General features: G+C 41.6%; 29 protein-coding genes. 9 read left to right on the top strand and 20 right to left on the bottom strand.

Going from position 1 to position 26452, the window contains the following annotated elements:
- Positions 1-86: 86 nt before the first annotated feature.
- Positions 87-503, top strand: coding sequence for a VanZ family protein (locus QUG14_RS19440; protein ID WP_289342090.1), 417 nt, complete (start codon positions 87-89; stop codon positions 501-503).
- A gap of 27 nt (positions 504-530) precedes the next feature.
- On the opposite strand, the gene QUG14_RS19435 is transcribed toward QUG14_RS19440, so the two are convergent.
- The 8 genes from QUG14_RS19435 to QUG14_RS19400 all read right to left on the bottom strand — a co-directional run bounded on the left by QUG14_RS19435 (position 531) and on the right by QUG14_RS19400 (position 7220).
- The gene (locus QUG14_RS19435; protein ID WP_289342089.1) at positions 531-1481 is read right to left on the bottom strand and encodes a nuclease-related domain-containing protein; all 951 of its coding nucleotides are present in this window, start codon (positions 1479-1481) and stop codon (positions 531-533) included.
- Positions 1482-2007: 526 nt separating this feature from the next.
- A complete protein-coding gene (locus QUG14_RS19430; protein WP_289342088.1) occupies positions 2008-2139 on the bottom strand; it encodes a hypothetical protein in 132 nt (43 codons plus the stop codon).
- Positions 2140-2548: 409 nt separating this feature from the next.
- The gene (spoIID, locus tag QUG14_RS19425) at positions 2549-3583 is read right to left on the bottom strand and encodes a stage II sporulation protein D (protein ID WP_289342087.1); all 1035 of its coding nucleotides are present in this window, start codon (positions 3581-3583) and stop codon (positions 2549-2551) included.
- Positions 3584-3756: 173 nt separating this feature from the next.
- Positions 3757-5067 carry a UDP-N-acetylglucosamine 1-carboxyvinyltransferase gene (murA, locus tag QUG14_RS19420; protein ID WP_289342086.1) on the bottom strand — a complete coding sequence of 437 codons (1311 nt, stop codon included), beginning with the start codon at positions 5065-5067 and terminating at the stop codon, positions 3757-3759.
- Positions 5068-5099: 32 nt separating this feature from the next.
- Positions 5100-5843 (bottom strand): YwmB family TATA-box binding protein, encoded by a 744-nt coding sequence (locus tag QUG14_RS19415; RefSeq protein WP_289342085.1) that lies wholly within the window; start codon positions 5841-5843, stop codon positions 5100-5102.
- A gap of 305 nt (positions 5844-6148) precedes the next feature.
- Positions 6149-6406 carry a DUF1146 family protein gene (locus tag QUG14_RS19410; protein ID WP_289342084.1) on the bottom strand — a complete coding sequence of 86 codons (258 nt, stop codon included), beginning with the start codon at positions 6404-6406 and terminating at the stop codon, positions 6149-6151.
- A 269-nt stretch (positions 6407-6675) separates the two neighbouring features.
- Entirely contained in the window at positions 6676-6855 is a 180-nt protein-coding gene (locus QUG14_RS19405) for a hypothetical protein (protein ID WP_289342083.1), read from the bottom strand.
- Positions 6856-6893: 38 nt separating this feature from the next.
- Positions 6894-7220: a YflT domain-containing protein gene (locus QUG14_RS19400; protein WP_289342082.1), complete on the bottom strand. Its 327-nt coding sequence runs from the start codon at positions 7218-7220 to the stop codon at positions 6894-6896.
- A gap of 184 nt (positions 7221-7404) precedes the next feature.
- On the opposite strand from QUG14_RS19400, the gene QUG14_RS19395 reads away from it, so the two are divergent.
- Both QUG14_RS19395 and QUG14_RS19390 read left to right on the top strand, forming a co-directional pair.
- Positions 7405-7614 (top strand): IDEAL domain-containing protein, encoded by a 210-nt coding sequence (locus tag QUG14_RS19395; RefSeq protein WP_289342081.1) that lies wholly within the window; start codon positions 7405-7407, stop codon positions 7612-7614.
- Positions 7615-7682: 68 nt separating this feature from the next.
- Entirely contained in the window at positions 7683-7934 is a 252-nt protein-coding gene (locus QUG14_RS19390; protein ID WP_289342080.1) for a GlsB/YeaQ/YmgE family stress response membrane protein, read from the top strand.
- Between the two features lie 358 nt (positions 7935-8292).
- Here the strand turns inward: QUG14_RS19390 and cls are convergent, their stop codons facing one another.
- The 3 genes from cls to QUG14_RS19375 all read right to left on the bottom strand — a co-directional run bounded on the left by cls (position 8293) and on the right by QUG14_RS19375 (position 13520).
- On the bottom strand, positions 8293-9792 hold the full coding sequence (gene cls / locus QUG14_RS19385; protein WP_289342079.1) for a cardiolipin synthase: 1500 nt from the start codon (positions 9790-9792) through the stop codon (positions 8293-8295).
- Positions 9793-9879: 87 nt separating this feature from the next.
- Positions 9880-10743, bottom strand: coding sequence for a CheR family methyltransferase (locus QUG14_RS19380; RefSeq protein WP_483310744.1), 864 nt, complete (start codon positions 10741-10743; stop codon positions 9880-9882).
- Positions 10740-13520 carry a CHASE3 domain-containing protein gene (locus tag QUG14_RS19375; protein ID WP_289342078.1) on the bottom strand — a complete coding sequence of 927 codons (2781 nt, stop codon included), beginning with the start codon at positions 13518-13520 and terminating at the stop codon, positions 10740-10742. Before QUG14_RS19375 ends, QUG14_RS19380 begins: the two co-directional genes overlap by 4 nt.
- A 430-nt stretch (positions 13521-13950) precedes the next feature.
- On the opposite strand from QUG14_RS19375, the gene QUG14_RS19370 reads away from it, so the two are divergent.
- Positions 13951-14418, top strand: coding sequence for a Dps family protein (locus QUG14_RS19370; RefSeq protein WP_289342077.1), 468 nt, complete (start codon positions 13951-13953; stop codon positions 14416-14418).
- Between the two features lie 38 nt (positions 14419-14456).
- Here QUG14_RS19370 and QUG14_RS19365 read toward each other — a convergent pair whose 3' ends face one another.
- The 6 genes from QUG14_RS19365 to QUG14_RS19340 form a co-directional block, all read right to left on the bottom strand.
- The gene (locus QUG14_RS19365; protein ID WP_483310811.1) at positions 14457-15605 is read right to left on the bottom strand and encodes a PP2C family protein-serine/threonine phosphatase; all 1149 of its coding nucleotides are present in this window, start codon (positions 15603-15605) and stop codon (positions 14457-14459) included.
- A gap of 75 nt (positions 15606-15680) precedes the next feature.
- A complete protein-coding gene (sigB, locus tag QUG14_RS19360) occupies positions 15681-16472 on the bottom strand; it encodes an RNA polymerase sigma factor SigB (protein ID WP_289342075.1) in 792 nt (263 codons plus the stop codon).
- On the bottom strand, positions 16438-16920 hold the full coding sequence (gene rsbW, locus QUG14_RS19355) for an anti-sigma B factor RsbW (protein ID WP_289342074.1): 483 nt from the start codon (positions 16918-16920) through the stop codon (positions 16438-16440). Before rsbW ends, sigB begins: the two co-directional genes overlap by 35 nt.
- Positions 16917-17240 (bottom strand): anti-sigma factor antagonist, encoded by a 324-nt coding sequence (locus tag QUG14_RS19350; protein ID WP_289342073.1) that lies wholly within the window; start codon positions 17238-17240, stop codon positions 16917-16919. The genes rsbW and QUG14_RS19350 overlap by 4 nt, the downstream gene beginning before the upstream one ends.
- 223 nt (positions 17241-17463) lie before the next feature.
- On the bottom strand, positions 17464-17802 hold the full coding sequence (locus QUG14_RS19345) for a hypothetical protein (protein WP_289342072.1): 339 nt from the start codon (positions 17800-17802) through the stop codon (positions 17464-17466).
- 161 nt (positions 17803-17963) lie between these two features.
- Entirely contained in the window at positions 17964-18896 is a 933-nt protein-coding gene (locus QUG14_RS19340) for a magnesium transporter CorA family protein (protein ID WP_289342071.1), read from the bottom strand.
- A 123-nt stretch (positions 18897-19019) separates the two neighbouring features.
- Here QUG14_RS19340 and QUG14_RS19335 point away from each other — a divergent pair, with 123 nt between their 5' ends.
- Both QUG14_RS19335 and QUG14_RS19330 read left to right on the top strand, forming a co-directional pair.
- Positions 19020-19286, top strand: a complete 267-nt coding sequence (locus QUG14_RS19335) for a hypothetical protein (protein WP_289342070.1) — start codon at positions 19020-19022, stop codon at positions 19284-19286.
- Positions 19287-19340: 54 nt separating this feature from the next.
- Complete coding sequence (locus QUG14_RS19330) at positions 19341-20060, top strand: hypothetical protein (protein WP_289342069.1); 720 nt, start codon at positions 19341-19343, stop codon at positions 20058-20060.
- 436 nt (positions 20061-20496) lie between these two features.
- Here the strand turns inward: QUG14_RS19330 and QUG14_RS19325 are convergent, their stop codons facing one another.
- Complete coding sequence (locus QUG14_RS19325) at positions 20497-21801, bottom strand: hemolysin family protein (RefSeq protein WP_289342068.1); 1305 nt, start codon at positions 21799-21801, stop codon at positions 20497-20499.
- A gap of 78 nt (positions 21802-21879) precedes the next feature.
- The gene (locus QUG14_RS19320) at positions 21880-23385 is read right to left on the bottom strand and encodes a mechanosensitive ion channel (RefSeq protein ID WP_289342067.1); all 1506 of its coding nucleotides are present in this window, start codon (positions 23383-23385) and stop codon (positions 21880-21882) included.
- 234 nt (positions 23386-23619) lie between these two features.
- On the opposite strand from QUG14_RS19320, the gene QUG14_RS19315 reads away from it, so the two are divergent.
- The 3 genes from QUG14_RS19315 (at position 23620) to QUG14_RS19305 (ending at position 24735) form a co-directional block, all read left to right on the top strand.
- Positions 23620-23868 (top strand): hypothetical protein, encoded by a 249-nt coding sequence (locus tag QUG14_RS19315; protein WP_289342066.1) that lies wholly within the window; start codon positions 23620-23622, stop codon positions 23866-23868.
- A gap of 35 nt (positions 23869-23903) precedes the next feature.
- Positions 23904-24074 (top strand): CsbD family protein, encoded by a 171-nt coding sequence (locus tag QUG14_RS19310; RefSeq protein ID WP_289342065.1) that lies wholly within the window; start codon positions 23904-23906, stop codon positions 24072-24074.
- A gap of 61 nt (positions 24075-24135) precedes the next feature.
- Positions 24136-24735: a general stress protein gene (locus tag QUG14_RS19305; protein ID WP_289342064.1), complete on the top strand. Its 600-nt coding sequence runs from the start codon at positions 24136-24138 to the stop codon at positions 24733-24735.
- Positions 24736-24929: 194 nt separating this feature from the next.
- Here QUG14_RS19305 and nuoN read toward each other — a convergent pair whose 3' ends face one another.
- Positions 24930-26447, bottom strand: a complete 1518-nt coding sequence (gene nuoN / locus QUG14_RS19300; protein WP_289342063.1) for an NADH-quinone oxidoreductase subunit NuoN — start codon at positions 26445-26447, stop codon at positions 24930-24932.
- Between the last annotated feature and the right edge of the window lie 5 nt (positions 26448-26452).

The raw sequence follows: 26452 nt of genomic DNA, 5'->3' as shown, positions 1-26452 counted from the left end.
GTAGAATTATATACACTAGTAAAAAAATTTTTTCTACTTATTTTTTGATAAACCTTATTTTTTTATGCATGAAGGAGGAAAATTTTTTGAAATACGTTCTACGACTACTTCCCATTGCCTATATGGCGGCGATTTGGATTATGTCGAGTCTGCCATCCAATCACTTCGTCGAGCTCCCAGATTCAGGGCTGGACCGTACCATTAAAGAATCCCTGCATTTAATAGAGTTCGCTATCCTCTATGTATTGCTAGTTTTGGCCTTCCTCACGCGGCGTGCTCCGTTCACCACAGGTCTAAACGTTCTCTGTGCCGTCCTGGCAGGTCTTTACGGACTTACAGACGAGATTCACCAATCCTTCTATGCTTACCGCTCAGCGTCCTGGTTTGACCTCGTCAAAGACGTTACAGGGATATTGGTTTGCTTTTATTTTATTCGGGGAGCAATGTTTAAAGGTCGTTTTAAGAGGTTAGGGAAGATGCTTGAGTTTGTGAGGAAGATTTAGCCACTGCGCGGATTGCGTGGTGGTTTTTTATTGTGTAGTTGGTTTGGTGGTAGACTCTGCCCTTGAACTCCCTGTACATGGTAGATTCATGCCAGCAAGCAGCTGATAGATAATCTTCCGGGATTTTATATGAAGAAGTGTGCGTGCTTCTGTGTTGGTAATAGAATGTTTAATGAGAAGGAAATAGTCTAAAACTTTTTGGTGGTGGGCAGTTTTGGATTTCACTTTGCACACTGTGCAGGTCCATGTTCCAGCATGATATCTCATTTGAGAATTGCACTTGGTAGAGTTGCAACGGACACCTATCATAAGGTCCTCTGAGGTCATTTTGAAGTGTTGAAGGAGATTTGTATTGTCTGGGGTGTTTTTAGCCAATAGAAGGCGATTCATTTTTCGTAAATCCTTTTCATCTAGGATTTCAATCTTATGTTGGTTTTCAATTTGCTCAATTTTCTCTAGTAATTGCTCGCTGTTGCATACACTTCTGCTGTATTTATGGTCATAATCGATGTGTATTTTTGATTTCTCATTACTATTTACAAAAAGATAGAGGATGGGAATGTCCGTCATATGGTGTTCTGCTAACCAACGTTTTAGCTTGGTCGATTGCACTTTTGCTTGGAGGATAGGATTCTTCGTTCGTTTGCCATCTACCGTTACTTGATTAAGCAGTTTAGCAAAATGCCAATGTTTCATCCGATTTTTCACTTCGATAACAAGTATAAAGCGGGGACAAGTGAGCAGGATATCGATTTGAAAATAATACTTCCCTAATGGCAGGCGGATATCATGATAAATCCGATAATCTTCGTTTGAAATGGGGTCTAGATGGAACATAACCGATTCCTCTCCGCGAAAGCCTTGCATCCATTTATTGTATTCCTTTAATATTTCGTACCTTTGCCAATGATTATCTTCTACACTTCTTAAAAGTGCCTCAAACTTTTGCAGCCTCAATGGCAGCTTGCAATCCTTCATAATCAAGTGCATCCTTCCTTTCTGTTTTCTAACTAATTCAGTTACTGCACCAAAGTTTCCTGCACAAACATGTGTCAGATTTATGAGCATTTATATGATATGTGCCAAATATATTATTTACGGCCGATTTTGAATTTTACAAAGTCTGGCGTATGCCAGGCCCAGGTCATTGTCTTTGCTTTTAAACCAAGTTCGAGGCTATTTCCAATGCAACTCCTCGATCAATATTCTAAACTAAATGACCTTTTTTAGAAAAACCTAACTTTTGTGCAAATTCAGAGTTTTATGTGCCAAATTCTGAATTTACGTGCCAAATTCAAGTTTTACGTCCCAAACCACTTAAAAGTCTGGCGTATGCCAGGCTCAGGCCATTGTCTTTGCTTTTAAACCCAGTTCAAGGCTAATTCCTAATGCAGTTCCTCGATCCATTTTCAAAAAAAATGACCTCTTTTTAGAAAAACCTTACTTACGTGCCAATTCAGAGTTTTATGTGCCAAATTCTGAATTTACGTGCCGTTTTTGGATTTTACGTGCCAAATTCAAGTTTTACGTGCCACACCACTAAAAAGTCTGGCGAATGCCAGGCCCAGGTCATTGTCTTTGCTTTTAAACCCAGTTCAAGGCTAATTCCTAATGCAGTTCCTCGATCCATTTTCAAAAAAATGACCTCTTTTTAGAAAAACCTTACTTACGTGCCAATTCAGAGATTTATGTGCCAAATTTTTAATTTACGTGCCGTTTTTGGATTTTACGTGCCAAATTCAAGTTTTACGTGCCACACCACTAAAAAGTCTGGCGAATGCCAGGCTCAGGTCATTGTCTTTGCTTTTAAACCCAGTTCAAGGCTAATTCCTAATGCAGAGCCTCGATCCATTTTCAAAAATAAATGATCTTTTTTAGAAAAACCCTACTTACGTGCCAATTCAGAGATTTATGTGCCAAATTTTTAATTTACGTGCCGTTTTTGGATTTTACGTGCCAAATTCCATTTTTACGTGCCAAGCCAATCCAATCCGCCCCACAAAAAAAAGCCAGACCCCAAATGGCCTAGCTCCAAAAAAACCAATCTATTTCTGCGCAGTTATCGTCGCAAGCATACTCTCCGCATTAGTAACTTCCACACCCTGATAATAGTGCTTCACGATCTCTTGGTAGTCCTTCCCATCAGCAGCCATGCCGTTTGCGCCGTATTGGCTCATGCCGACGCCGTGTCCGAAGCCGCGGGTGGTAATCACGATGCTGTTCCCCTTGCGCTCCCAATCAAAGTCCGACGACCGCAGATCTAATTTTTCACGAATCTCTTTCCCGGTTAGGACCTTGCCATTAAAGTCCACTTTGGCGACACGCTTGCCAGCGGTTCGCTCAACAATTTTTCCAATCGTCCCGCTTGCTCCAACCTTCACGCCCAGTGCCGATTCAAATTGCTTGACGGTCACTTCCTTAACAGAATTGAATTTCGGGGAGTTTTTATCCCATGGACTTGATACACTGCGCAGGTAAGGCATTTCATTGGGCCAGTAGTCCTCTGAGTTTTCCGTATAGCCGTTGCTGGTAGAGAAGAAGGAGGCATCGATGGCCTGACCGCCATACGTCAAAATCTGTCCACTCGTGGACCGAACCGCTGAAAGAATTTTCGCATAGTTCGATTCAAATTCCATTCCCCAATTATCTCTCATTTGCTCTTCGCTCAAATACACCTGATGGATTTGCGTGTCTGTCACCTGCGCACCTTCGGGAACACCGATCGTATCTTTGCTAAGCATTTTTTTTACGATATACGTCCTTGCTGTCAGTGCTTGTGCCTTCAAGGCTTCTTCCTTGAATTCCACAGGCATTTCAGCTGCTACAACCCCGACGAGGTAATCTTCTAGTGGAACATTATCGATTTGTCCTATAGAGGAGCGGTAAACCGCTACTTCAACTGCGGCGTCATCTGAAGAATTTTCTGCGGTTTCGGAATTTGGGGCTTTGTTGGCCAGGTCTTCACCTAATTTACCGCTAACCTTTCCATCTCCAAACGGTAACACTAAAATGGCTGGAATGATTAAGGTGAGGGCAAATAAGAATGATGCTAGTAGGATGAGTGGTTTGAATTTTTTCATGTAGGAGCCTCCAATTATGAAATTTATGCACCCCGTTCTTGGGCTACTTCTCATTCCATCATATGGAGGCGGACAAGCATTTATGACTAAAAAAAGATGACTGAATTTTCTAAAAACAACATATAATAAAAAACCGAAGAATGTATCTTCTTCGGCTCCTTATTTTTATAAAATTATGCGTTCAAATCAGTGATGTAACTTTCCACTGCTGGGAAAACTTCATCTGCTTCTTTCACGCGTTCGATATCTGCGCCTAAAGCAGCAAGTTTACCATGAAAGTCTACATAACCACGGTCTAAATGCTTTAACTCCGTTACGCGTGTGTTACCTTCAGAAACCAATCCTGTTAAAATTAGAGCTGCCGCAGCACGAAGGTCTGTCGCAGACACTTCAGCACCTTGTAAGTTAGAAGGTCCATTTAAAATAACAGAACGTCCTTCAATCTTAATATCGGCATTCATCCGGCGGAATTCCTCCACATGCATGAAGCGGTTTTCGAAAACCGTTTCTGTAATCATCGATGTTCCTTCTGCACGAAGCAAGAGAGCCATCATCTGAGATTGCATATCGGTTGGGAAGCCAGGATGCGGCATCGTTTTAATGTCAACAGCCTTGAGTTTTTCTGGACCGATAACACGTACGCCGTCAGCTTCTTCGATAATCGTAACGCCCATTTCTTCCATTTTTGCAATTAAAGAAGAAAGATGTTCAGGAACAGCGCCCTGTACAAGGACATTTCCGCCTGTGATCGCACTAGCAACCATAAAGGTTCCAGCTTCGATCCGGTCAGGGATGATATTGTGGTCAGCGCCAAACAATACATCAACACCTTCAATACGAAGAGTGCCCGTGCCTGCGCCTCGGACATTTGCGCCCATTTTGTTCAAGAAGTTTGCAAGGTCCACGATTTCCGGTTCCTTTGCTACGTTCTCAATAATTGTTGTTCCTTTTGCCAAAGTGGCAGCCATCATGATATTTTCAGTGGCACCAACACTTGGGAAATCCAAGTAGATTTTCGCTCCCTTTAAGCGGCCTTCAACCTCCGCTTCAATAAAGCCATTTCCTACTTTCACCTTTGCACCCATTGCTTCGAACCCTTTAAGGTGCTGATCAATCGGTCTAGAACCAATCGCACATCCGCCTGGCAGAGCCACACGTGCACGACCATTGCGCGCTAATAGTGAACCCATCACGAGGACAGATGCACGCATCTTACGAACGTATTCGAAAGGCGCTTCTTCTTTCAACACTCTAGATGCATCAACGACAACTGTATTATTGTTAAAGGCAACTTCAGCATTCAAGTTGCGTAATACTTCATTAATTGTGTATACATCGGAGAGTGTAGGTACATCACGAATTACACTTTTTCCGTCACTTGCTAATAATGTGGCAGCGAGTACAGGCAGGACCGCGTTCTTTGCACCTTCTACTTTAACCGATCCATAAAGCCTTTGTCCGCCGCGGACGATGATCTTTTCCAAGAGTATTCCCCTCCGCGTCCATTTTCTCTATATTAATATTCAATCGTAATGATTGGTGTGCCAACTACTATGGTAGTCTTACCGCCCAATCCTTCGGAGCGTATGCCAATTTGTAAATTCATGTCCTGCGCTATGGAGTCTGAAAACATTGGCGAGTTCGCCGAAACAGACATGAAGTTATCCTCTTTTAACGCTTCGATTTCTTTTGCATCAAAAACATCCAATAAATCACGTGCTACAGTTGGTACAGCCGTATCAATCTTATCACTGATACTACCCTTCATACCAGAAAAAACTGTTGGATTCCCTCGAAATATGTCGGAAAGCCTATCTCTAAATTGATCTTTAGTGAAAAAGGACTCCATCTCCTTGTTCCACTCATCACCGCTGACCCTATATACTATATACGCACTTGCAGGTTGTTTTGTGTGGGTTGCCATAATTTGAAGCGTTTCTTTGTGGTGTTTCGAAGTCGGAGATACTGCTGTTACTTCCCATTTTTCACTGGTCTCACTTGTAGACCAATCCCAATCAGGAAACCGAGCCTTAAGCTCCTTCACATAATCCTGCACTTCTGTCTCTGTTTTCAGGTCAACCAAATGCTCCCTTGCATAAAACGTCCATTCTTCGAGCAAAATATCTTCTGTTTGAAAAGCATTAGCGATTTTCACTAAATCATTATCGCCGCCTGCAGCCATCATTCTGCTGCCAAGGACCACCATCAAACCAACAAACATCATCACGCTTATGCTAAAAAGTACCTTTTTTCTCTTCATCTCTACTCTCCCCCTTACTACCATTGTTACCAAGGTGGGGCAGAGCATACTTGGGAAATGTCGTCACTTTTTGACAAGCTTCTTAATGCAAAAGTATCTAGAAGATCTTTTTGAAAAAAATAACTCAATTTTGGGTTTAAATAGGTTCAAGTTTCTGCATGAATTTATCCCATTGAAGTCAATGGATTGCCGAACCCATTAATTATCTATTTTCTAAGCTGCGCTTTTTCATTTCAGTTTGCACTTTTTTTCACACAAAGAGAATTGTACTCAATTTTTCCTGAAAAAGATACATGTACGAAGACCTAAATTTTTACCAGTTGTATGTATTGTAAAATCAATGGTAGTTGTCTTGACCATTGAAGGTAGTCTAGGAAAAAATTACTAACTGATGATCCAATGGCAATGGCCAATAAAATATAAAGTAATCGAGCTTGGAAAACATGGTTCGGTTTCAGCAGCTTATCTAAGCGAATCGACTGCAGCGCCCACCACGCCAATGCAATAAACACCAGGTGTGAGAAGATACTAAATAAGGCAATTTGTCCAAAACTATCCACCATACCCCTCCTTTAGAGCACTAACGACCATTCTACCATACTTCGGTGCCTGTCACCATTTATACAAAAAACGGCTTTTATGCATAAATTATATGCATAAATTATGTGCATACAAAGTGGCATAAAATATGTGCTACCATACTGACGGATGAAAACCTGAAAAGTTTCGTTTTTATTGTGGCAAATTTTTAACGCATTAACTGCCTAAACACTGGTTATGTGCAACGTATGCAACAATCAGTGTTTAGGCAGTTAATAAGTAAATGTGCAATTTAGATACCATTCCAAATCCTGCTGATTCTCAGCGGGACATAAACTCTGTCCCCATGTATCTCCTTATGAATAATTGGTTTTTTAAAATAATGCATGAGGGACTGGCCCTCGCGATTATGGTGCCTTGCTCGCTTACGAATCCCTTTTAATTTCTCGATACTTTGATTAGACTTTTTCATGATTATTTCACCTCATTATTTTTTTTAGTTACTATGAATTAAGCCGATTTAGCTGCGACTACAATGACTTTTCCATGATCCATTTCCTCTTCACAGCGCGCCGCTGCCGCTGCTGATAACCCCAGTGACTCCAACTTCGATCGCAGTTCATCCCCCCTGGACCGAAATACGTTGGCGATAGATTCAAGTACCCCTTGCTCCCCAACACCAATGTCGCTTATCTCCAATGCATCCGTAAGATGTTCAGCCCGGTTTTGGTCATGTGCTAATAAATAAATTTCATCCTTCGTGAATCCCTGCATCCTAAATTGAGCGATTTCCTTTTTAGCTTCGACTCCATTTTCTACGATTTTTACACTTTCCATTTTCATTCCTCCTAGAAGAGTTATTTTTCAGCCGACAACCTGTTGCGTCGGCTTGTACCAGTTATATATCCGCTCTTCCATTAAGTGAAACCTATTTTTCTAAAATTCTATTAGGTTTTAAAAAAACAGATTCTGGGTAAATACCCATTAGTTATATTAAAAAAAGAATAAATGGAGGGATAAGATGAGGAAAAAAGCAGAGCTAATTGCAAAGATCAGTTTGTTAAAACAACAAATTGACCGGTGTCTGGATAATCGTGATCGGGAAGGATTTATTCAATTATCTTTCGAATTAAAAGTTTGCCAGCGTTATCTGGGAACGCTCATGAACAATCCTGAGAACACCTTAAAAGGACATCTAGAACACAATCGAAATAAGTTTACACATTTTTAGGTTTAAGCGGTCCGATACAGGGTATTTACAAACCATAACTCAATGAAAAACAGAAAGGAGAGATTTTCATGGGATTTATTTGGTCATTAATTATTGGAGGAATTATCGGTTGGTTAGCTGGACTTATTATGGGACGTGATGTTCCAGGTGGAGTAATCGGAAATATCATTGCCGGGTTTATCGGGGCTTGGATTGGCTCTCTTTTAGGCGGTTGGGGACCAGTGATTGGTGGATTTTACATTTTACCAGCACTACTCGGTGCTATTGTCTTTGTACTCATCCTAAGCCTAGTCCTAAGAATGATCAAACGTAACGCATAATATATAGAGGAAAAGAAGATTGCAACTACCTGCAATCTTCTTTTTTATGTTTCTTTTCACAAGCTGCATTAAGATACCCTCGACTACCTTATCTGTTTTCCTGTTTTTATCAATACAGACCATCTGCATTTACCGAAACACCTTTTATTTTTCTTCTCAGTCACTCCAGCCCCTTGCATTGACCGAAACACCTTTTTATTTTTCTACTTGGTCACTCCAGACCACCTGCATCGACCGAGACACCTTTTCATTTACCTCCACGGTCACTCCAGACTAGTAATATCATAGAAAATCACATGCTGCCTTTATCATAAAAATAAAAAAAAAGGCATCTGCAACAAAAACAGATGCCCTTCCCTTATAGTATACCCGAAAACAGCCGGGCAAAAGATTCCTTCCATTTAACCCCCAAACCTCTTTTGTAAAATCCAACTGGCCTTACCCTCCGGCATTCTCGTAGATCCTCTTCAAAATGCCCGACCAGGTCATCAATGCTGTCGGTGCCTGTTAAAAACAAATGAACCTCGAAATTCAGATGAAAACTGCGGAGATCCAAATTTGCCGTTCCAATCGAAGCCATCTCACCGTCAACAATGATCACTTTTTTATGTAAAAAGCCTTTTTGGTAGGTATAGAGTTCAATTCCTGCACGAAGAAGTTCAGAAAAATAGGATTGAGTGGCATATTGGGTGAGAAAACCATCATTGCTTTCAGGCACCATTAGCCGCACTTGAATGCCTTTTTTCGCTGCCACCCTTAATGCTGTCATAATTGCCTGATTGGGAATAAAGTACGGTGTCGCAATCCAGATTGATTTTGTTGCACTCGTAATCAGCGCATAAAAATGATCACCCATATCCCGAGTTTCGGGTCCACTAGCGACCACGTGAACGAGGCCATCCCCCTCAACCGGTAACGGCATGAGATAGCGGGGATCTTCAAACAGCATTTCACCGCATACATACTTCCAATCTAATAAAAAAACAGCATGCAGTGTCTGGACCGCTTCTCCTTCCAGCAAAACATGCGTGTCGCACCAAAAACCAATCTTGTTATCCTCACCAAGGTATTCCACGCCCACATTCAGCCCGCCGACAAATCCAATTTTTCCATCGATGACAATTATTTTTCGATGATTGCGGAAATTAAACTTTTGCGTAATCCATCCAAACTTCAGCGGCAGAAAAGGGTGCAACTGGATCCCTGATTCCGCCATTTTCCTTCTATCGTGATCAGAAAGGGCGAAACTTCCGAACGCATCGTAAATCAGCCTGACCTCTACCCCTTCCTTTACTTTAGCGCTCAAGATGTCCATCAGCTCCTGACCCAGCCGGTCATAACGAAAGATATAATACTCTAAATGAATAAAGTCCTTTGCTTCCTTCAACCGCTGTTTCACTTCCTCAAAGGTTGCCTCACCGTTTTTTAAGATTTGGGTCCTGGTATTTTGGTTTTGATCGGTTAAGGTCACCCGTTCAAGGTACCTGATAAATCCTCTTTGATGTTCACTGAGCATCGACGGCATCTCAACCGGCCGCTTGTTTTTACCGAGTACTTCAAACAGCTCGCGGTCACTAGCGCGTTTACTTTTAAAAAGCTCCCCTTTAAAAAGCAATTGACCGGAATACACATAGAAAATATAGCCCCCCACCGGTACTAAAAGTAACAGGCAGGTCCATAAAAGAGTTCTCGGTACAGAACGATTCTGAAGCCATAATTCTGCTACGCTGTATAAAATGATACCTGCATACAAACTGAACGCTAATGCTTTCCACCAAAAAGGGAATCTTGTAAAAAGAACCATCCAGCAGAAGAAGATCATCATCATGACAAAGAAAATCTCGAATCTTATTTTCATCCTGTTTCCCTCACAGTCTTTTTAAAAAGAAATACCCTTTCCACAACCCTCTCAAACAAAAAAAAAATGCCTGGCACTGGCCAGACATCACTTTTTCCGATAGATTTTTTCATGTGAATTAAATTCCGTGTATTTCATGCCCTTTGGCAAGCCTAGAATCGATTCCTTACTTCCCAGTCCAATAAATCCGCCATCCGCCAGACTGTCATAGAACAGGCTATGCACTTGCTGCTGCAGAGTGTTATCAAAATAAATCATCACATTGCGGCATAAAATCACATGAAATTCATTAAACGAGCTGTCACTCACCAAATTGTGTTGAGCAAAAGTAAGGTTCTCGTTCAAGTTAGGTGAAAAATAGGCAAACTGATGATCCGTGGTATAGTACTCGGAGAATGCTTTTTTCCCACCCGCTTTCAAGTAATTCTTCGTATATTGCTGCATTTTTTTAAGCGGAAAGGCTCCTTTTTGTGCAGAAGTCAGGGCTATTTCATTCATATCAGTTGCGTAGATTTTCGTTTTCTCCATGATCCCCTCCTCCTGCAGCAGGATGGTCATAGAGTAAACCTCCTCACCTGTGGCACAACCGGCATGCCAAATTCTGATTTCAGGAAGCTCCCGCAGCAATGGCACCACTTCGTTTCGGAAAGCTGCAAAAAAACTGGGATCACGGTACATTTCCGTCATTCGGATGGAAAAATCATTCAATAGACGCTCCAAAACCCCTGGTTCGTGGAGGACTTTTTCCAATAAAGCCGTAATCGTCGGCAGCCTCTCCGCCTTCATCCGGTTTAAAATTCTCCTGCCAATCGAGCCCCTTACATAGCCTCGGAAGTCATATCCATACATTTGATACACGCCCTCAAGCAGCAATTTAATTTCTATTTCCTGCAGCTCATTTGGCTCTGGCAGATTGATGTCTGTTACGATCTCTTTGGTGGTTTCATTCAATCTTCATTCACCTGCTCGGTCAGCCATACCCGCATTAACGAGAATAACTGATTGATATTTAATGGTTTCATTATATAATCGGAAGCACCTGCCTCCATACACTTGTCACGTTCGCCTTTCATCGCCTTGGCCGTCAGCGCAATGATTGGCAGTCTTTCCATCTCCAAGTCCTGCCGGATCACCTTCATCGCTTCATAGCCCCCCATCACCGGCATCATGATATCCATGAAAACGAGGTCAAAATCCGCTTGTTCCTGTAAAAATTCAATCGCCCGCTTACCGTTCTCCGCGACTTGAACCTTCACACCCTTTTTCTCCAAGGCGGTTACAAGTGCAAATACATTCCGGCGATCATCTTCTACTAACAGCACTTTCTTCCCTTTAAACAACTGGCCATCAGAAGCTTCTGCCTCTATTACTTCGACCGTTTCTGTTACGTCACTTATCGGTTGCTGGTCCTCTGTCAACCCGCTCACACTTACTGCCACCTCTTCAAGCGCCAGATGATCCAGTTGATGATGATAGTCGACCGCCTCCAGTCTTCCAGGGATATATAGGGTAAACGTGCTTCCTTTTTCCGGTTCACTTTGAACGGTAATCGCACCGCCAAGCAAACGGGTAAATTCACGGCAGATTGATAACCCCAAACCGGTTCCGCCATATTGGCGATTGGTTGTACCATCAACCTGTTGAAACGCCTCGAAGATAATTTGCTGCTTCTCTTGAGCGATTCCGATTCCTGTATCGGTCACAGAGATGGCCAGCACCAATTCATCTTCATCCAAACCAGGCAAAAGTTCCTCCACCTTTTCTGATTCCGCACATTCAATTCTTACCTGAACAGAACCCTGCTCCGTAAATTTAAAGGCATTGGATAATAAATTCTTCCAAATTTGCTGCAATCGCTGTCCGTCTGTCGTTATCACCGAAGGCACATTATCAGCTGTCAACACTTCAAAGTTTAGATTCTTCTTTGCAGCAACAGGACCGAACATGCTCTTCATCATTTGTGGAATTTCTGTCACGTTGACTTCATCGGTTAAAATTTCTATCTTACCTGCTTCAATTTTTGATAAATCAAGGATATCATCAATCAGCCGCAGCAAATCACTACCGGCCGTATAGACGACCTGGGAGGATTCCTTCACTTCTGAACTGTCCATTTCCCCGTCATTTTCCATCAGCATTTGGGAAAGAATCAGAATACTGTTTAATGGCGTGCGCAGCTCGTGTGACATATTCGCTAGAAAATCAGATTTAAACTGCGAACTCATCTGCAGTTTCCGTGAATAGTCCTCCAGTTCATCCTTTGCTTTCTTTAGCTCAAACGCCCTTTGTTCAGCATATTGCTTCTGTTCTTCCAAATAGTCATTGGTAATCCGCAGCTGTTCCTGCTGCATTTGCAATTCTTCGGATTGGGCTTGAAGTTCCTCTGATTGCGCCTGAAGTTCTTCGGTTAACACCTGTGATTCCCCGAGCAGCCTTTCTACTTCCATCCGCCCGGCCACATTGGTAATCGCAGATCCAAACTTATCCTGAAGCAGATCCAATAGTGTTAAATGCTGAGACATAAACGGCTGAAACGCCGCGAACTCAACCACCGCTTCTACCCTGCCATCCACTAAAATGGGCGCAACCAAAAGATTTCTTGGCGAAGAATCACCTAATCCCGATGAGACTTTAAAATGTTGCTCTGGCAGCTGGTCAATCAGGAAGATTCTTTTATCCATTGCAGCCTGGCCGATTAATCCTTCTCCTAATCGGAAACTCGCCGCAGCACCATCTTCCCCAACGATGGCATAACCGGCCTCTTTCACGTATCGAACTTCACTGCCTTGCGACTTGCGCAGATAGACGACACCGTAGACCGCATCAAGCATAGGAGCAAGCTTGGCAATAAAGGCATGCGTCAATTCCGTCAGATCCGTCACTCCCTGGTACATCGTCGAGATTTCCGCCACACTCTTCTGAACCCAATTCTGTTTCTCAAGATTGCTGAGAAGCTCGTTCATTGCTTCTGCAAGTTCACGGGTTTCATCATGTGTGCTGACCTCGATTCTTGTGGAAAGGTCAACCTCTGTCTCTCTCGAATCCGTAACACTTCTAATCGTCCGGACTACCTGCTTTATCGTTTTGACAATCGAATTGGACAGGAATACAGCGGTTGCAATCGTAATCAAAGAAACCAGCAGGATAATGCCATACAACGTCACTTTCAGATTGGCAGTGTCCTGATTCAGCTGCTCCACACGCTTATTTGTCAGGTTCTTTTGATTTTCAAGGAAAGTATCAAAATGCTCACGCAGTTCATCCGTCTTCTTTTTGCCTGTATTTTTTCTAAAATGCTCGTCTATATATGTCTGATTATTGATCTTTTTTTGATTGACCACGTATTCTGCGGTACTAATGATATAGTTCATAATCAATGGTTTCATTTCTTCTAAATTCCGCTGCTGCGTCCCGTTATCCGCCAACAGGGAATGAAGCGTATTAAAGTTGTCGAGCCAGCTCCGGCTCGCTGTATTGTAGGGCTCAAGGTACTCTTCGTTGCCTGTTATCACGTACCCTCTCATACCCGTTTCGATATCTAATACGTTTTTTTGAATCTGATTTGCTAAATTGTGAACCTCGATATCATGCTGCGATACGAAATCAACTTCTTTCTGCATGACTGACATCCGATTCATGACAATCAACAGGGAGACAACTAAGCAAACCAAAATGAAAAAATAACCCGCAATAATTTTTGTATGGATGTTGAAATGTAACCCCTTCATTCTCTGCTTTCCCCCTTTGTAAAAAATAGATGACTCTATCATATCGTTTCTAGCAATCTCACCCAATGGGAATTTGGTCCCAACCTGCCAGCCGTAAATACTCTCGGATAACCGAATTTACTCTCGCATAACCAAATTTACTCTCGCATAACCCAAATTACTCTCGCATAACCCAAATTTACTCTCGCATAACCCAAATTACTCTCGGATAACCCAAATTTACTCTCGCATAATCCAAATTTACTCTCGCATAACCCAAGTTTACTCTCGCATAACCCAAATTTACTCTCGCATAACCCAAATTTACTCTCGCATAACCCAAATTTACTCTCATAACCCCAAATACACTCCCCCTATTAAAAATAAAAGTTTCAAATCTAATAAACCGGGTATTTACTAACTACACCACAATATTGGAGGAGGTAAAACAATGGCAACAACTACTAAAACAAAATCAAAAAACGAAACGTTATCGGATACTCTCAACAGGCAGGTGGCAAACTTTTCTATTCTCCATATGAAACTGCATCATTTCCATTGGTATGTAAAAGGAGAGAACTTTTTCACCCTGCACGTTAAATTTGAGGAACTTTATAAAGAAGCTGCCTTACATCTTGATACGATTGCGGAAAGAATGCTTTCGCAAAGGGCATTACCAGTGGCGACTCTTACGGAGATCCTGGAACTTACCACACTAAAAGAAGCTACAGGTGATGAAGATGCACAGCAAATGGTTCAATCACTGGCTGATGATTTTGAGATGATTTGTACCGAACTGACAGAAGGCATTACACTGGCCGAGGAAAATGAAGATCAGCCGACTGCCGACTTGCTCGTTCACATTCGTACCTCGTTAGAAAAACATCGCTGGATGTTTGAGGCTTATTTGAGTAAGTAATAAACAATGGGGGTGTCAGCCAAAACGCTGACACCCTTCTATAATGAGGAATTTGTAGAAATCATTACGAGACACATATCATCTTTTGGGGGATTGACAAACTCCCATCCTGGCTGCAACTGATGAAGCAGCGCCGCAGGATCTTGCAGATCCTCCGCCTGCAAAGCGCCAATCAACTTATCACTTGCATCCTCATATTTATCCTCCAGCCATTCTGATAATCCATCCGTAAACAGCAGGATACGGGCAGATTCGCGATAAGGAATGACCCCTTTGGTGACGTCAATCTCCTCAAAAAAACCGAGAGCGCATGACCCTTCTGTTAAAAGCTTCACTTCCTGATCCACAATCGCAATCCCAGCTGGATGACCGGCATTCACGTATTCAACACTTTGTTTTTTCGTATCAAGGACAAAGTAAATCGCCGTAAAATAATAGTTCATTAAACTATCAGGTGTATGGAGCTGAATCATCCTTCTGTTCAGTTCTTTTACGACCTTTTCCGGATCAGCGATTCCAGTGATCGTATCCTTTAAAGCGGAATAGATATACATCCCAACAAGTGAGGATGAAATCCCGTGACCCATCATATCAAGCAAAATGACCCCATATTGATTCGGGCTAATCTGATACCAGGCATAGAAGTCGCCGGCAAGCTCAAAAGTCGGCCTGTATACAGAGGAAATGCTGATATCCTTTTCCAAAAGGGGGGCGCTGAGCATGCTTCTTTGCACCTGCCTGGCTAAATCAAGTTCATATTGAATGCGCCTGTCCCGTTCCTTCCGCAAGTCTTTTTCTTGCTTTAACCGCAGCACAGAACGAATCCTCGCGAGGAGTTCGACTTTATTGATCGGCTTCATCACATAATCGAGGGCTCCCGCATCCATCGCCTCTGCCATTTTATTGGAGTCTCCCATTGCCGTCACAAAAATAATCGGCAGGTCGGAGAACCGTTCATTGGCCAAAACGTGCCGGCAGGCCACAATTCCATCAATTTCCGGCATCATCAGATCCATTAAAATTAAGTCTACCGGTACTTCGCAGGGATTAGGTGCATCAAGCTGCAAATACTGATATAACTCCCCTGCAGATGAAAGCATAAGCAAATTATTATAGCCTGCTTTCCTCAGGATTTTCTCGACAATCATGAGATTTGTTTTATTATCATCTACGATGACAATCTTCATTGGCATTGGCTTCCCCACCTTAGCAAAGGATAAGCCCGACCCCAATAAATACCATTTTAGAGTCAGGCGTCCGTATTACGTTTTACATTCATGATAACTCTTACGGGCAAGTACCTTCCGCAATTTCTCAATCGCCTTTTTTTGCACACGCGATACATGCATTTGCGATATTCCTAGGATTTCTCCCACTTCACGTTGGCTTTTATTTTCAATAAACGTCCACTGAAGAATTTGTTTCTCCCTTTCATTCAATACATGAACGGCACTCTCCAACAGCAGCCGCTGGTCCACTTGTTCATACCCTTTATCCTCCGAACCGATTACGTCTAACGCTGTAACCGCACTGCCATCGGAACCGGTTTCAATTGATTTATCGACAGATGCCGTTTGATAGCCTTTTCCCAATTCCATCGTCTCAAGTACTTCCTCTTCAGAAATCCCTAAGGATTCGGAGATCTCATGAATCTTTGGTGAGCGTTGTAATCGGGTTGTCAGCTCTTCCACGACTTTATTCAACTTCGGCCACATTTCTTTTACCCGTCTTGGTACATGAACATCCCACGTCTTATCTCTTAAAAAACGTTTTATTTCACCGATCACCATCGGATATAAATAGCCCTCAAATGGGGTCCCGGTACTTGGATCAAACCGTCTAATTGTCGATAATAATCCAATCATGCCAACTTGCATGATATCTTCATGTAAATTTCCGCCTTTTGAATATTTTCTCGCAATACTCCCGACCAGATTGGTGTATTGTTCGACTAAGATGGTTTGCGCGGCCTCACTCTCGTTTTCCTGGAACTCTAGGATTAATCGATTTATTTCTTCTTTAGATCGTTTCACGGTCTGAGATGGTTTTGTCATGATTTTCACGCTCCCCGCCTAGATACTTCACCATGAAGACCGTTACTCCGGAAGTATTCAACACACGGACTTCATCCATGAGCGTTTCAATCAGATAGAGACCTAACCCTCCCTCTGACAGTTGATCGACTGTACTTGATTCGGTATAAGGGCCAAGTTCACTTTTTTTCTGTAAAAAATTAAAGCTTTTACCACTGTCAGCTACCATTGTTTCTAACTTGTTTTCATAAATGCCAAAGCCGACAATCACTTCTCCGGCTTCGCCGTCTGGATAAGCATGCTGTACAGCATTTGTGCAGGCTTCACTTACAGCAATCTTAATATCCTCGATTTCCTCATATGTATAACCCATGGTGCTTGCTATTCCTGAAATTGTTAATCGAATGACACCGACATATTCTGGTTTTGCTGGAATCTTCATTTCAACATAATCCATCACGTGTTTCATCGTCCCCCATCCTCTGAAATATTCATAATTTTACTCAATCCTGTTAGTTCAAAAAGCCGCTTTAGTCGGTCTGATAACGCAACTAGCTTTAGTTCTCCCTCATTTTTGCTCAATTGCTTGAACAAACCGACGAACACGCCAAGCCCAGTGCTGTCCATGTAGGAGACATCCTTTAGATTCACGGTAATCACCTTATTTTTACCCTCCGCAAGAGGCAGCAGCTCTTCTCGAAGCTTTGGTGCAGTATACGCATCGATTTCTCCAGTAACGCTCACTGATATTTCCTTATCATTCTGATGTTTTTCGATGTTTATTTTCATACCATCATCACCTTTTGAAAGATTTATAGTTTACATACCCTTTATCGTAAAAGCTAAACCTATTTTTTAAAAAAATATATTTCTAGCATTATACCAAAATTAGGAAGAGTAACGAATAGTCACAAATCCCTAGTGGATGTAAGAAAGAGGCTTGCACCCATTTGTGCAAGCCTCTGATATATAGTAAAGGTAGTATATGGTGGATTAAGAATCTGTTACAATTTTAATCGTTACTTTTATTCTGCGATTCCGATCTCGAATCTTTTTGACGAAATTCTTTATCGGCGTTCTTGGAAATCGAATCACCATATCGCTCCCTATCATTCTCTTGTTGGACATTTTCACCACTTAAATAGGCGGAATCGCCATCTTTTTGCCCGTTCTGACGTGAAAGCTCTCGTAAATCATCCACAATCTCGTCACCAGGGAATTCTTGCTTCATCGAAGGATCTTCACCATCGTTGTATCCGGTCCGTTCTTTTTCATAAACGTCCTTCATTTCTTTTTCATCCTTGCGTCTTAATGATTCCATCGCCTTGTCATCAACATAATTTTTATTCATCATCGTTTCCTCCTCTTATTTTTTCAGATTGCTGTTTTTCATTCCATCGGTTTTACCGAACATGCAACCACATACTTCAACCACCTTCCTTCTACTCTATTAGGTTAGCTATTTTCTAACCTTGATAGTGTTATACCACCATTCGACTTTCCTCAAACCTTTTATTTAAAAAACGATCCTTTTTTCTTCCCTTTTAAAAGGTCACCCGTCCAGCCCTTCGTTTTTATGTATCCATAGAGCAGGGCTGTCGACAAAATGATTACAACAATAGAAACAAGGTAGCCATACCTCCACTCGAGCTCTGGCATATATTTAAAATTCATTCCCCATAGTGCCCCTAAAGCCATAATGGGGGTAAAAATGATTGTCAGAACCGTTAAGGTTTTCATAATTTCATTGCCCCGATGGGAGGAGATGACCTCTTCTAAATGAATCATCGAGTCTAACTCCTGCCCATACTCCCTCAGCAACACCATTGCCCGGTCAATCCGTTTGCACGTCCGGGTAAAAATTTCTCCGCTATTGACTGTAGGAAAATCACTTTCCTCTATCGCCATTCTCAGTTCCTGGATTGGAATCAATAGATTCTTACAAACCAACAGTTCATGCCGTCGGGCAAAGACATGTTCCAGAGTCCTCCTATCATTCCTCTTTTTCACTCCCCATATCAACTTATGGAGTGACTCCTCAAACTGATCAATCTCAACCAGCAAGTCATTGACCAGTTCTCCTAGCAAAAATAAAAACCCATCCACGGCATTCTCTGTTTTATTGAGCTGCCGCAGTATCACTTCTGGTTCCAGTTGTTTAAAAGAAGTAAATTCCAAATCAACCGTAAATAATGTAGTAGAAGTTAGATAGAAATGAAAAATTACATGGTCTTCTTCCTCATCGACATTTTGTCTATAAATCAAAGACCCTTTCACAATCCTTTCCCCATCTTTCAACCCATGAACTTTTACGCAATTGTTATTATTTTTCCGAATACTCATTAACCAGCTTGATAGCATGGTCTCCTGTTCCCATACTGCATTCAGCTCGTGCTTGTTTAATTGAACCCATTTCCAGTTGTCAAAATTGATATTTCTCTCCAAACTACCCCTCCTTCCTATCCATTGAATTCCCTAAAAAGAGTAAATCAAACACAAAAAGATGTTTAATTGCGTATTGAAACGGGTATTTACAGAACAAGTCCAAATCTTAAGGAGGTTTTTATGATGAATAAAGTCGTAAGTATGAGCTCACTGGTAGCGGTAGGGATTGGGGCATCTGCAGTATGGCTATCAAATAAACCGAACCGCATTAAGGCTGAAAGCATGTTAAGAGACTTGAAACGTAAGGTGAAACCGAATGTATATGCAAAGTCAGAGCAACTTCCGATTGAAAAGGGCGGCAATCCTCACCCGAAGGACTTTGCCGATAACGAAATGGTAAGCGAGGGTGCACAATATTCCGTTCAATTTTACAATGAGAAAATCCAATAATAGAGCAGGAGTTGGGGTCACAGTGCCCCAACTTTTTTACGTGAGAGGTGAACTATGAATCTACTTTTTTTGCTCGTTTATTTCGTCATCATCCTGGTCGTCATTGAGACGTTTGTTATTTTATTTCGCCTGACAGGACTGAAAGTCGAAGTTTCCCGGTTTCAGGTAATCTCGATGATGACAGGAACCGGCTTTACCACCGGAGAATCCGAACTCATTCTCGGTCACCCGATTCGGAGGAAACTGGCCGCTTTTTTAATCTTATTTGGTGCCTTCTCCCTTGCCGTCATTATCTCTTCCATTAGCCAATTCCTTTCAAAAGGCCTCAGGTTAACCGAGATTTTACTTGGCGCTGGTGCTATCATTATTGTTTATTGCACCTTAAAGGTGAAAGGCATTCAGCAGCTGCTGTCTAAGTTGTTTAATCAGGAACTAAAACATAACGTTGAACTTGCTGACCTGCCTATCCGAGATATATTTTTGAAAAATAAAGAAGATACATTGGTCAACCTTCATCTTTACGGAGAATCACAGCTTACCGATTCAACCCTGAACCAAGTATTTCCGCAGCATGGTTCGCTGGAATTTGTTGTCCTATTTATCGAGCGCGGCGATGTGATGATTCGAAAAAACATCTATGATACCACTCTCCACGAAGGAGATCACCTGCTGCTATTTGGCCGCAAAGCTGTGATTCACCAGACATTTAGCCACGACATCCACCTTATGGAAGAAAAACAAAAAGAACTCCAAGATCAACCGGGAGAAATCTGATTAGATATTGAAATAGCCAGGCTGAAAGCCTGGCTATTGTGCATTTTTCATTTCATTTTTCATACAAAAATTCTTACCTGCCAAAAGGTCCCCTCTTCCTGCGGATTTTATCCTCTTACCTGCCCATACCCCCTCCTTACCTGCCTTTACCCTTTGTTTATCTGCCTAATTAATTCCACGCCAGTACTTGTCCCTGAAAAAGCCAGGATAAAATCATTATTTTTCCTTAATTTGGAAGCTTCGCACTGAGTTAAGCTTTGATTCTTAATTGAATAGTGCATTATTAATTACCTTTTTTGTATAAAAAATTCTTACCTGCCAAAAGGTCTCCTCTACCTGCGGATTTCATCCTCTTACCTGCCCATACCCCCACCTTACCTGCCAATTCCCTTTGTTTATCTGCCAAATCAACTCAACACACCAGCGCCATGTTTGTTCAACTAATCTTTTTAACTTCTAAATATTTAATATGATACCCATCAGCTGCATGGACCTTGAACAGACAGCCATCTTCTTCCACTTCTTCACCCGCCGACACTTCAGTTTCCGCTATTTTGGTAAGAAACCATCCGCCGATCGTATCCATTCTTTCATCGGATATGTTGGTACGGAGTAACGTATTCACATCCTCAATCAATACTTTACCATCCAACAAATAATGGTTTTCCTTTACCTTTTGAATCTTTGCGACTTCATCAGCATCGAATTCATCTCTTACTTCCCCAACAATTTCCTCAATGATATCTTCAACGGTCACTAATCCTGATGTACCGCCATATTCATCGACAAGGATGGCCATTTGACTGCGCCCCTTTTGCATTCTCACCAATAAATCATGAATGGGTATGGTTTCGATTACTTTCATCACAGGTTTCATCAACGATCTTAGACTTCCTTCTTCATGATCATTTCTATCGATTACGTTTGAAGTTAGGAACACTTTAACGTTTAGGAGGCCAATGATGTTGTCTTTATCACCGTCAATAATCGGATAACGTGAATAATTCTCCATCCTTACTCTTTTCATCACCTCATCAATACTGTCGTTAATCGATAGCGTGCTCATCTCCGTCCGTGGTACCATTATTTCTTTTGCGACCCTCTCATCAAATTCAAAAATATTGTTTACATAGGTTAGTTCATTTTGATTGATTTCACCCCTCTTATAGCTTTCCGACAAAAGCAAACGAAGCTCTTCTTCGGAGTGCGCTAATTCTTTTTCTGATTCAGGCTTTAAGCCAAAAATTCCGACCAACAGCCGCGCAGAACCGTTTAGTGCCCAAATAAATGGACGCATCACTTTGGTAAAACCAATTATCGGAGCAGCGAGCAGAAGGGCCACCTCCTCAGCTTTATGAATAGCAACGGTTTTCGGGGCTAACTCCCCCACTACGACATGCAGAAACGTAACTGAGGCAAAGGCAATGATAAATGATAGAAGATGAGCGATGTATTCATTGATATTTAATGCTGATAACAAGGGATGGATTAATTTTTCCACAGTCGGTTCTCCCAACCAGCCGAGTCCGAGTGCCGTAACCGTAATCCCCAGTTGACAGGCTGATAGGTATTCATCTAAGTGGTTTACCACCCTTTTAGCAGAAACCGCACCCTTTCTCCCCTCCGCAATCAATTGATCGATTCTAGATGGACGTACTTTTACAATCGCAAATTCTATCGCTACAAAAAAACCAGTAAGTGCGATTAATAGGGCAATCAGTAGTAGATTTACAATGGTCATTGAGCATTCTTCCTCCCTTCTTATAAAAATAACAACCCGAAATCACGTAGATTCGGATTGTTATTTTTTTGTTTAGACTTATTCGATTATTTTATTATCGATTTTATGGTCTAGCTTACGCAAATACTTGGAAGCAAAGTCTTTTCCTCCGAGGCCGAATGCAAGTCCAAAGGCTAATGCTAATCCACCTAATAGAAGGATAAAGGCAGCATTGACGATGGAGTGCGCAACACCCAGTTGATCTAATGCCATAAAGATGGTAATTGTAAAAATGGCATATTTCGCAACTGCAGCCAAAGTTCCGGAATAGCTGTTCTTAAGGATATTTTGTAAAATGCGCTGTACTAAGTTACCAAGATATAAACCAATCCCTAAGATAATCAGGGCGGCAAACAACATTGGTAAATAAGAAATTACACCCGTTCCAAGAACCACGAGGAACTCCAATTGAACAACTTGTAAGGCTTCAACTGCAAATAATAAAATAACAACTATTTTTGCTAACATTCCAATTATCTGAGAAAGTGTGTAGTTTGATTGCTCATGTTTAAGTGAACCGAGACCCATATGGGTAAAGACATTATCCACCTTTAAACGCCAAAGCATTTGTGTAAGTATTTTCTCCACCCATTTTCCAAGCCATATTCCCACTAAGACCAGAATAACAGCCACCGCAACGTTTGGAATAACCGCTACGACATCTTGGAGCATAGCAATAGCTGGATCAGAAATGCCTTTTAATTCTAGTTTTTCTAAGGCTGTAATGATGGTAGGTATTAAGATTAAAATAAACGCGATGTTTCCAATAATACTAGAAAGACTTGTACTATCCGTCGTTTTGATAATTCCAAAACGTTGACCTAGTTTTTCCGTACCAATACTGTTTAAAAAGTTTGTTAGAATATCTCGGACTATTTTTGCGATCAGCCAGCCGACAAACACAATCAAGACTGCCGCAAATAGCTTAGGAATAAAGGCAAGTAAGGTTGAAAGTGTATCTGCAAATGGTTCTGAAACTCCTTCAATCTGCAAAGCTCCTAATACTCCTGGCAAGAATAGCAAAAGGACAAAATAGAAGAGTGCCTTTGCGATACCGTTAACCCTGTTTACCGCTTCACTTTGGCTTATCGCAATCTTCCATTTTACTAAGTGGCGTTCTAAATGAATCAGAGCCGCTCCCTTTTTAAAAAGCATACGAAGAAGTGAGGCAACACCCCATGCAAAAAGTAAAATGAGAGCTGCTTTTAAAACGTTTGGAATCGCTGCTGTAATCATCGAGAGCATTTCTACGAGCGGTGTCGCAATAAAACTTAAGTTAAGCATATTAAAAAAGATAATCCATACCACTACCAGCAAGATATAATAAACAATTTTTCCAATAATCATTTCAGAGGAATATTTTTTCGTCCCAACGCTTGCAAACAACTTATCATCAAATCTTGTTCTCTTTAAAAGGGCTTCAACACTTTTACCAATGCTTTTGGCAATCAGCCATCCAACCAATAAGATTAGAAGTGCAAATAATAGATTTGGAAGCTGATAAAAGTACGAAGTCCAACCTGTCATCATTTCGTTTACATTCATTCTACCAATCTCCTTTTCGTCATTTTTCTTTTGTCCTAGTATGCATTTACCCTTTTAGTAAGTGACCTAAACTAAAAAATTATCATTTTCCAAAATGTTAGTATTTTTAAAAAAGCTATTAAATAGAAAGAAAATGGTTTGGATACTGTTCTACTAAAAAAAATGTTTCAGATTATTTTAAACGGGAATATAAAAAGGGCAGAACAAAACACGACGAAGGGAGCTAAATAGACAATGAAGAAAAGTTTACTAGTTGGCGGATTAGCAGTTTCACTTACCTTTGCCGGATTAACGGGTTGCGGCGATGGGGTCGATCAGGATAATGGAGTCAGTGATGGACAACAGAAAGATGCAGTAGACACGAACATAAAGCAAAAAGCCGAAGATACCATTAATAAAGTAGAAACAGAATTAAAACAAGCACAAAAAGATGTTGAAAAGAAAGTTGACGATAATGGTGTTAATGATGGTGTAAACCAATAATAGGTTTTTAGTAAATCCAAGGAGGTAAAAACAAAATGAACAAAGATAAAATAAATGGGTATGTCGATACAGTGAAAGGGAAGGCAAAAGAGCATTGGGGTAAGTTGACGGATGATCGGTCAACGGAAACAGAAGGGAAAGTCGATCAAACGAAAGGGAAATTACAAGAAGAAGTTGGGAAAGTAAAGGATAGATTATCAAGATAGCCATTTGGTAAAACTATTAAACTTTGAAGCTTTCGAAAAGAGTATAGAGGAGGAATTGAATATGGACAAGCGTGAAAAAAATGTTGTAGGTGTTTATGAAACAGAACAGGAAGCGATAATCGCGATTGAGGACCTTGTCAAACAGGGATACAACAAACAAGATATCTGTGTCATTGGTCAGGATCTCAAAAACGTGAATCATATTGCGGATGAAACAGGTACAGTGGCTGAAGAAACAGCTGCTACAGGAGCATTAGCAGGCGGAACACTCGGAGGCTTAACTGGTTTACTCGTAGGAGTAGGTGCTTTGGCAATCCCTGGAGTTGGCCCAATCATCGCCGCAGGTCCGATTGCTTCAAGTTTAATTGGAGCGGTAGCGGGTGCAGGTTTAGGTGGATTAACAGGCGCACTCATTGCAATAGGTATTCCAGACGATCAAGCTGAATACTACGGGAATTCCGTTAAAGAAGGAAAAATATTAGTGCTAACCAAGAATGATACAACAAATCCCCTAGAAGACAGCAAAACATTAGCAGAAGCCAACAACAGCTCAATGGCCCAGGATTGGGACGAAGTGAAGAAGCTTGGCAGCGAAATGAAGAATAGTGATTCGAAGGAAGAACTGCAGGAAAAAAGACAAATCCCTGATCCCATCCAATAACGTTGGTGATGGTGCCTGTCACCATTTATGCAAAAAACTAATTTTATGCATAAAATAACTGCATAAATTAACTGTATACACAAAAAGAAGAGGCCCCCTATGCCTCTTCTTTTTGTGTGTATATATGTTACGTGTATATATATGTTACCCCTTTTATTCGACCTAGACCGGGTTCTTCCCCCAAAGTTGCCGGTCTATTGTAAGAAGTCTGAGAAGTGGTTGAAGTTTTCGTTTACGAAGTCGATGGCGATGTCTGGGAATACTCCAAACAGTACGGACGCTGCGACAGTGACGATTAGAACAACCACGATTCCGACTGGAATTTTTGAAAACTTGCTGTCGTCCGCTGCTGGGCGGAAGAACATTTGTGTCATGATTCCGAAGTAGTAGAAATACGATACCACTGTTGTCGCGATCATGACGGAAGCCAGTACATAATGCGGTTCCTGTACCATGAAGGCACCGATAAAGATGTTCAACTTCCCGATGAAGCCTGCTGTTCCTGGGAAGCCGGCTAATGCGACTAACAAGATTCCCATCGCGACGGCTAACAAAGGTGAACGGCGATACAAGCCTGCAAAATCAGCAATCTTCGTTGAACCTGTTTTTGCCTCCACCAATTGAATAATTGCAAACGCTCCAAGGTTCATGAACAAGTATGCTAATAAATAAAACCAAACTGTATAGAAGAAGTTTGAACTCAGTGATGTGAACGCCACCAGGATGTAACCGGCGTGTGCGATACTGGAGTATGCAAACATCCTCTTAATATTGCTTTGTCTCAATGCTACAACGTTTCCGACAATCATCGTAGCTGCGGCAATAACAGCGATGTAATCTTGCATTTTATACAAGATTGGAAGCGAACCTGGACCTTCTGAAGCCGCCACACCAAAGATTGAAATCATAATTCGGGCAACAATCACAAAGCCGGCTGTTTTCGATACTACACTCAAGAAAGCCGTAACCGGTGTTGGTGCTCCTTGATAAACGTCTGGTGCCCACATATGGAACGGAGCAGCCGCCAATTTGAAGCCCAATCCTACAAAAATCATGATGAATGCCAGCCCGAGCAAATAAGCATGCTGTGCATCAGCTAAGGCTTGCAGCGTACGCGCGATCGCTATCAGGTTCGTTGACCCCGTTAAGCCGTACACATAGCTCATACCGAACAATGTAATCGCAGTGGCAATCGAACCGTTGATGACATATTTCATCGCAGATTCATTTGACTGCAAGTTGGTTTTGCGAATACCCGCTAAAATATAAGAAGAAATCGATAACAACTCTAGACCGATAAATAATGTGATTAAGTCACCGCTCGAAGTCATAATCATTCCGCCGAGTAAACCGGTTAGGAATAAATAATAAAATTCACCGCGGTATTCTTCCATTCCCTCGTCAGCCTTATAGGAGACAGCTAAAAATAGGACTAGCGCTGCACCTGCAAGCAGAAGGAGTTTGAATGCTTTTCCAAAAGAATCAAGACGGAAGGTATCCTCTAAAATGGAATCAGGCGCTGCACCCAGTAGTCCCACTAGGGAAACCATCGCGGCGAAAATCGCTGCAATTCCGATCCATCCGAGGATTCGGCGATCTTGTTTTTTCGGCATAAATAAATCTATTACTGTGATAAGCGCTGCTACACCAACGATGATGAACTCTGGTGTCATGATGCTCCAATTAAATGATGTTAATTCTTCAAGACTCATCCTTC

The sequence above is a fragment of the Neobacillus sp. CF12 genome, from assembly GCF_030348765.1.
In the GTDB taxonomy this organism is placed as follows: Bacteria; Bacillota; Bacilli; order Bacillales; family Cytobacillaceae; genus Neobacillus.
The sequence above is the reverse complement of the archived record's forward strand: the minus strand, read 5'-3'. Positions and strand labels throughout refer to the sequence as shown.

Bases quoted from the DNA above. Each gene is read 5' to 3' on its own strand.
- rsbW (WP_289342074.1), bottom strand. From the start codon at position 16,920: ATGAAACACGTGATGGATTATGTTGAAATGAAGATTCCAGCAAAACCA.
- QUG14_RS19375 (WP_289342078.1), bottom strand. From the start codon at position 13,520: ATGAAGGGGTTACATTTCAACATCCATACAAAAATTATTGCGGGTTAT.
- QUG14_RS19370 (WP_289342077.1), top strand. From the start codon at position 13,951: ATGGCAACAACTACTAAAACAAAATCAAAAAACGAAACGTTATCGGAT.
- QUG14_RS19400 (WP_289342082.1), bottom strand. From the start codon at position 7,220: ATGGAAAGTGTAAAAATCGTAGAAAATGGAGTCGAAGCTAAAAAGGAA.
- QUG14_RS19305 (WP_289342064.1), top strand. From the start codon at position 24,136: ATGGACAAGCGTGAAAAAAATGTTGTAGGTGTTTATGAAACAGAACAG.
- nuoN (WP_289342063.1), bottom strand. From the start codon at position 26,447: ATGAGTCTTGAAGAATTAACATCATTTAATTGGAGCATCATGACACCA.
- QUG14_RS19335 (WP_289342070.1), top strand. From the start codon at position 19,020: ATGAATAAAGTCGTAAGTATGAGCTCACTGGTAGCGGTAGGGATTGGG.
- QUG14_RS19410 (WP_289342084.1), bottom strand. From the start codon at position 6,406: ATGGTGGATAGTTTTGGACAAATTGCCTTATTTAGTATCTTCTCACAC.
- QUG14_RS19310 (WP_289342065.1), top strand. From the start codon at position 23,904: ATGAACAAAGATAAAATAAATGGGTATGTCGATACAGTGAAAGGGAAG.
- QUG14_RS19405 (WP_289342083.1), bottom strand. From the start codon at position 6,855: ATGAAAAAGTCTAATCAAAGTATCGAGAAATTAAAAGGGATTCGTAAG.
- QUG14_RS19345 (WP_289342072.1), bottom strand. From the start codon at position 17,802: ATGAATAAAAATTATGTTGATGACAAGGCGATGGAATCATTAAGACGC.
- QUG14_RS19395 (WP_289342081.1), top strand. From the start codon at position 7,405: ATGAGGAAAAAAGCAGAGCTAATTGCAAAGATCAGTTTGTTAAAACAA.
- QUG14_RS19365 (WP_483310811.1), bottom strand. From the start codon at position 15,605: ATGAAGATTGTCATCGTAGATGATAATAAAACAAATCTCATGATTGTC.
- spoIID (WP_289342087.1), bottom strand. From the start codon at position 3,583: ATGAAAAAATTCAAACCACTCATCCTACTAGCATCATTCTTATTTGCC.
- QUG14_RS19330 (WP_289342069.1), top strand. From the start codon at position 19,341: ATGAATCTACTTTTTTTGCTCGTTTATTTCGTCATCATCCTGGTCGTC.
- sigB (WP_289342075.1), bottom strand. From the start codon at position 16,472: ATGACAAAACCATCTCAGACCGTGAAACGATCTAAAGAAGAAATAAAT.
- QUG14_RS19315 (WP_289342066.1), top strand. From the start codon at position 23,620: ATGAAGAAAAGTTTACTAGTTGGCGGATTAGCAGTTTCACTTACCTTT.
- QUG14_RS19435 (WP_289342089.1), bottom strand. From the start codon at position 1,481: ATGAAGGATTGCAAGCTGCCATTGAGGCTGCAAAAGTTTGAGGCACTT.
- QUG14_RS19415 (WP_289342085.1), bottom strand. From the start codon at position 5,843: ATGAAGAGAAAAAAGGTACTTTTTAGCATAAGCGTGATGATGTTTGTT.
- QUG14_RS19350 (WP_289342073.1), bottom strand. From the start codon at position 17,240: ATGAAAATAAACATCGAAAAACATCAGAATGATAAGGAAATATCAGTG.
- cls (WP_289342079.1), bottom strand. From the start codon at position 9,792: ATGAAAATAAGATTCGAGATTTTCTTTGTCATGATGATGATCTTCTTC.
- QUG14_RS19390 (WP_289342080.1), top strand. From the start codon at position 7,683: ATGGGATTTATTTGGTCATTAATTATTGGAGGAATTATCGGTTGGTTA.
- QUG14_RS19320 (WP_289342067.1), bottom strand. From the start codon at position 23,385: ATGAATGTAAACGAAATGATGACAGGTTGGACTTCGTACTTTTATCAG.
- QUG14_RS19325 (WP_289342068.1), bottom strand. From the start codon at position 21,801: ATGACCATTGTAAATCTACTACTGATTGCCCTATTAATCGCACTTACT.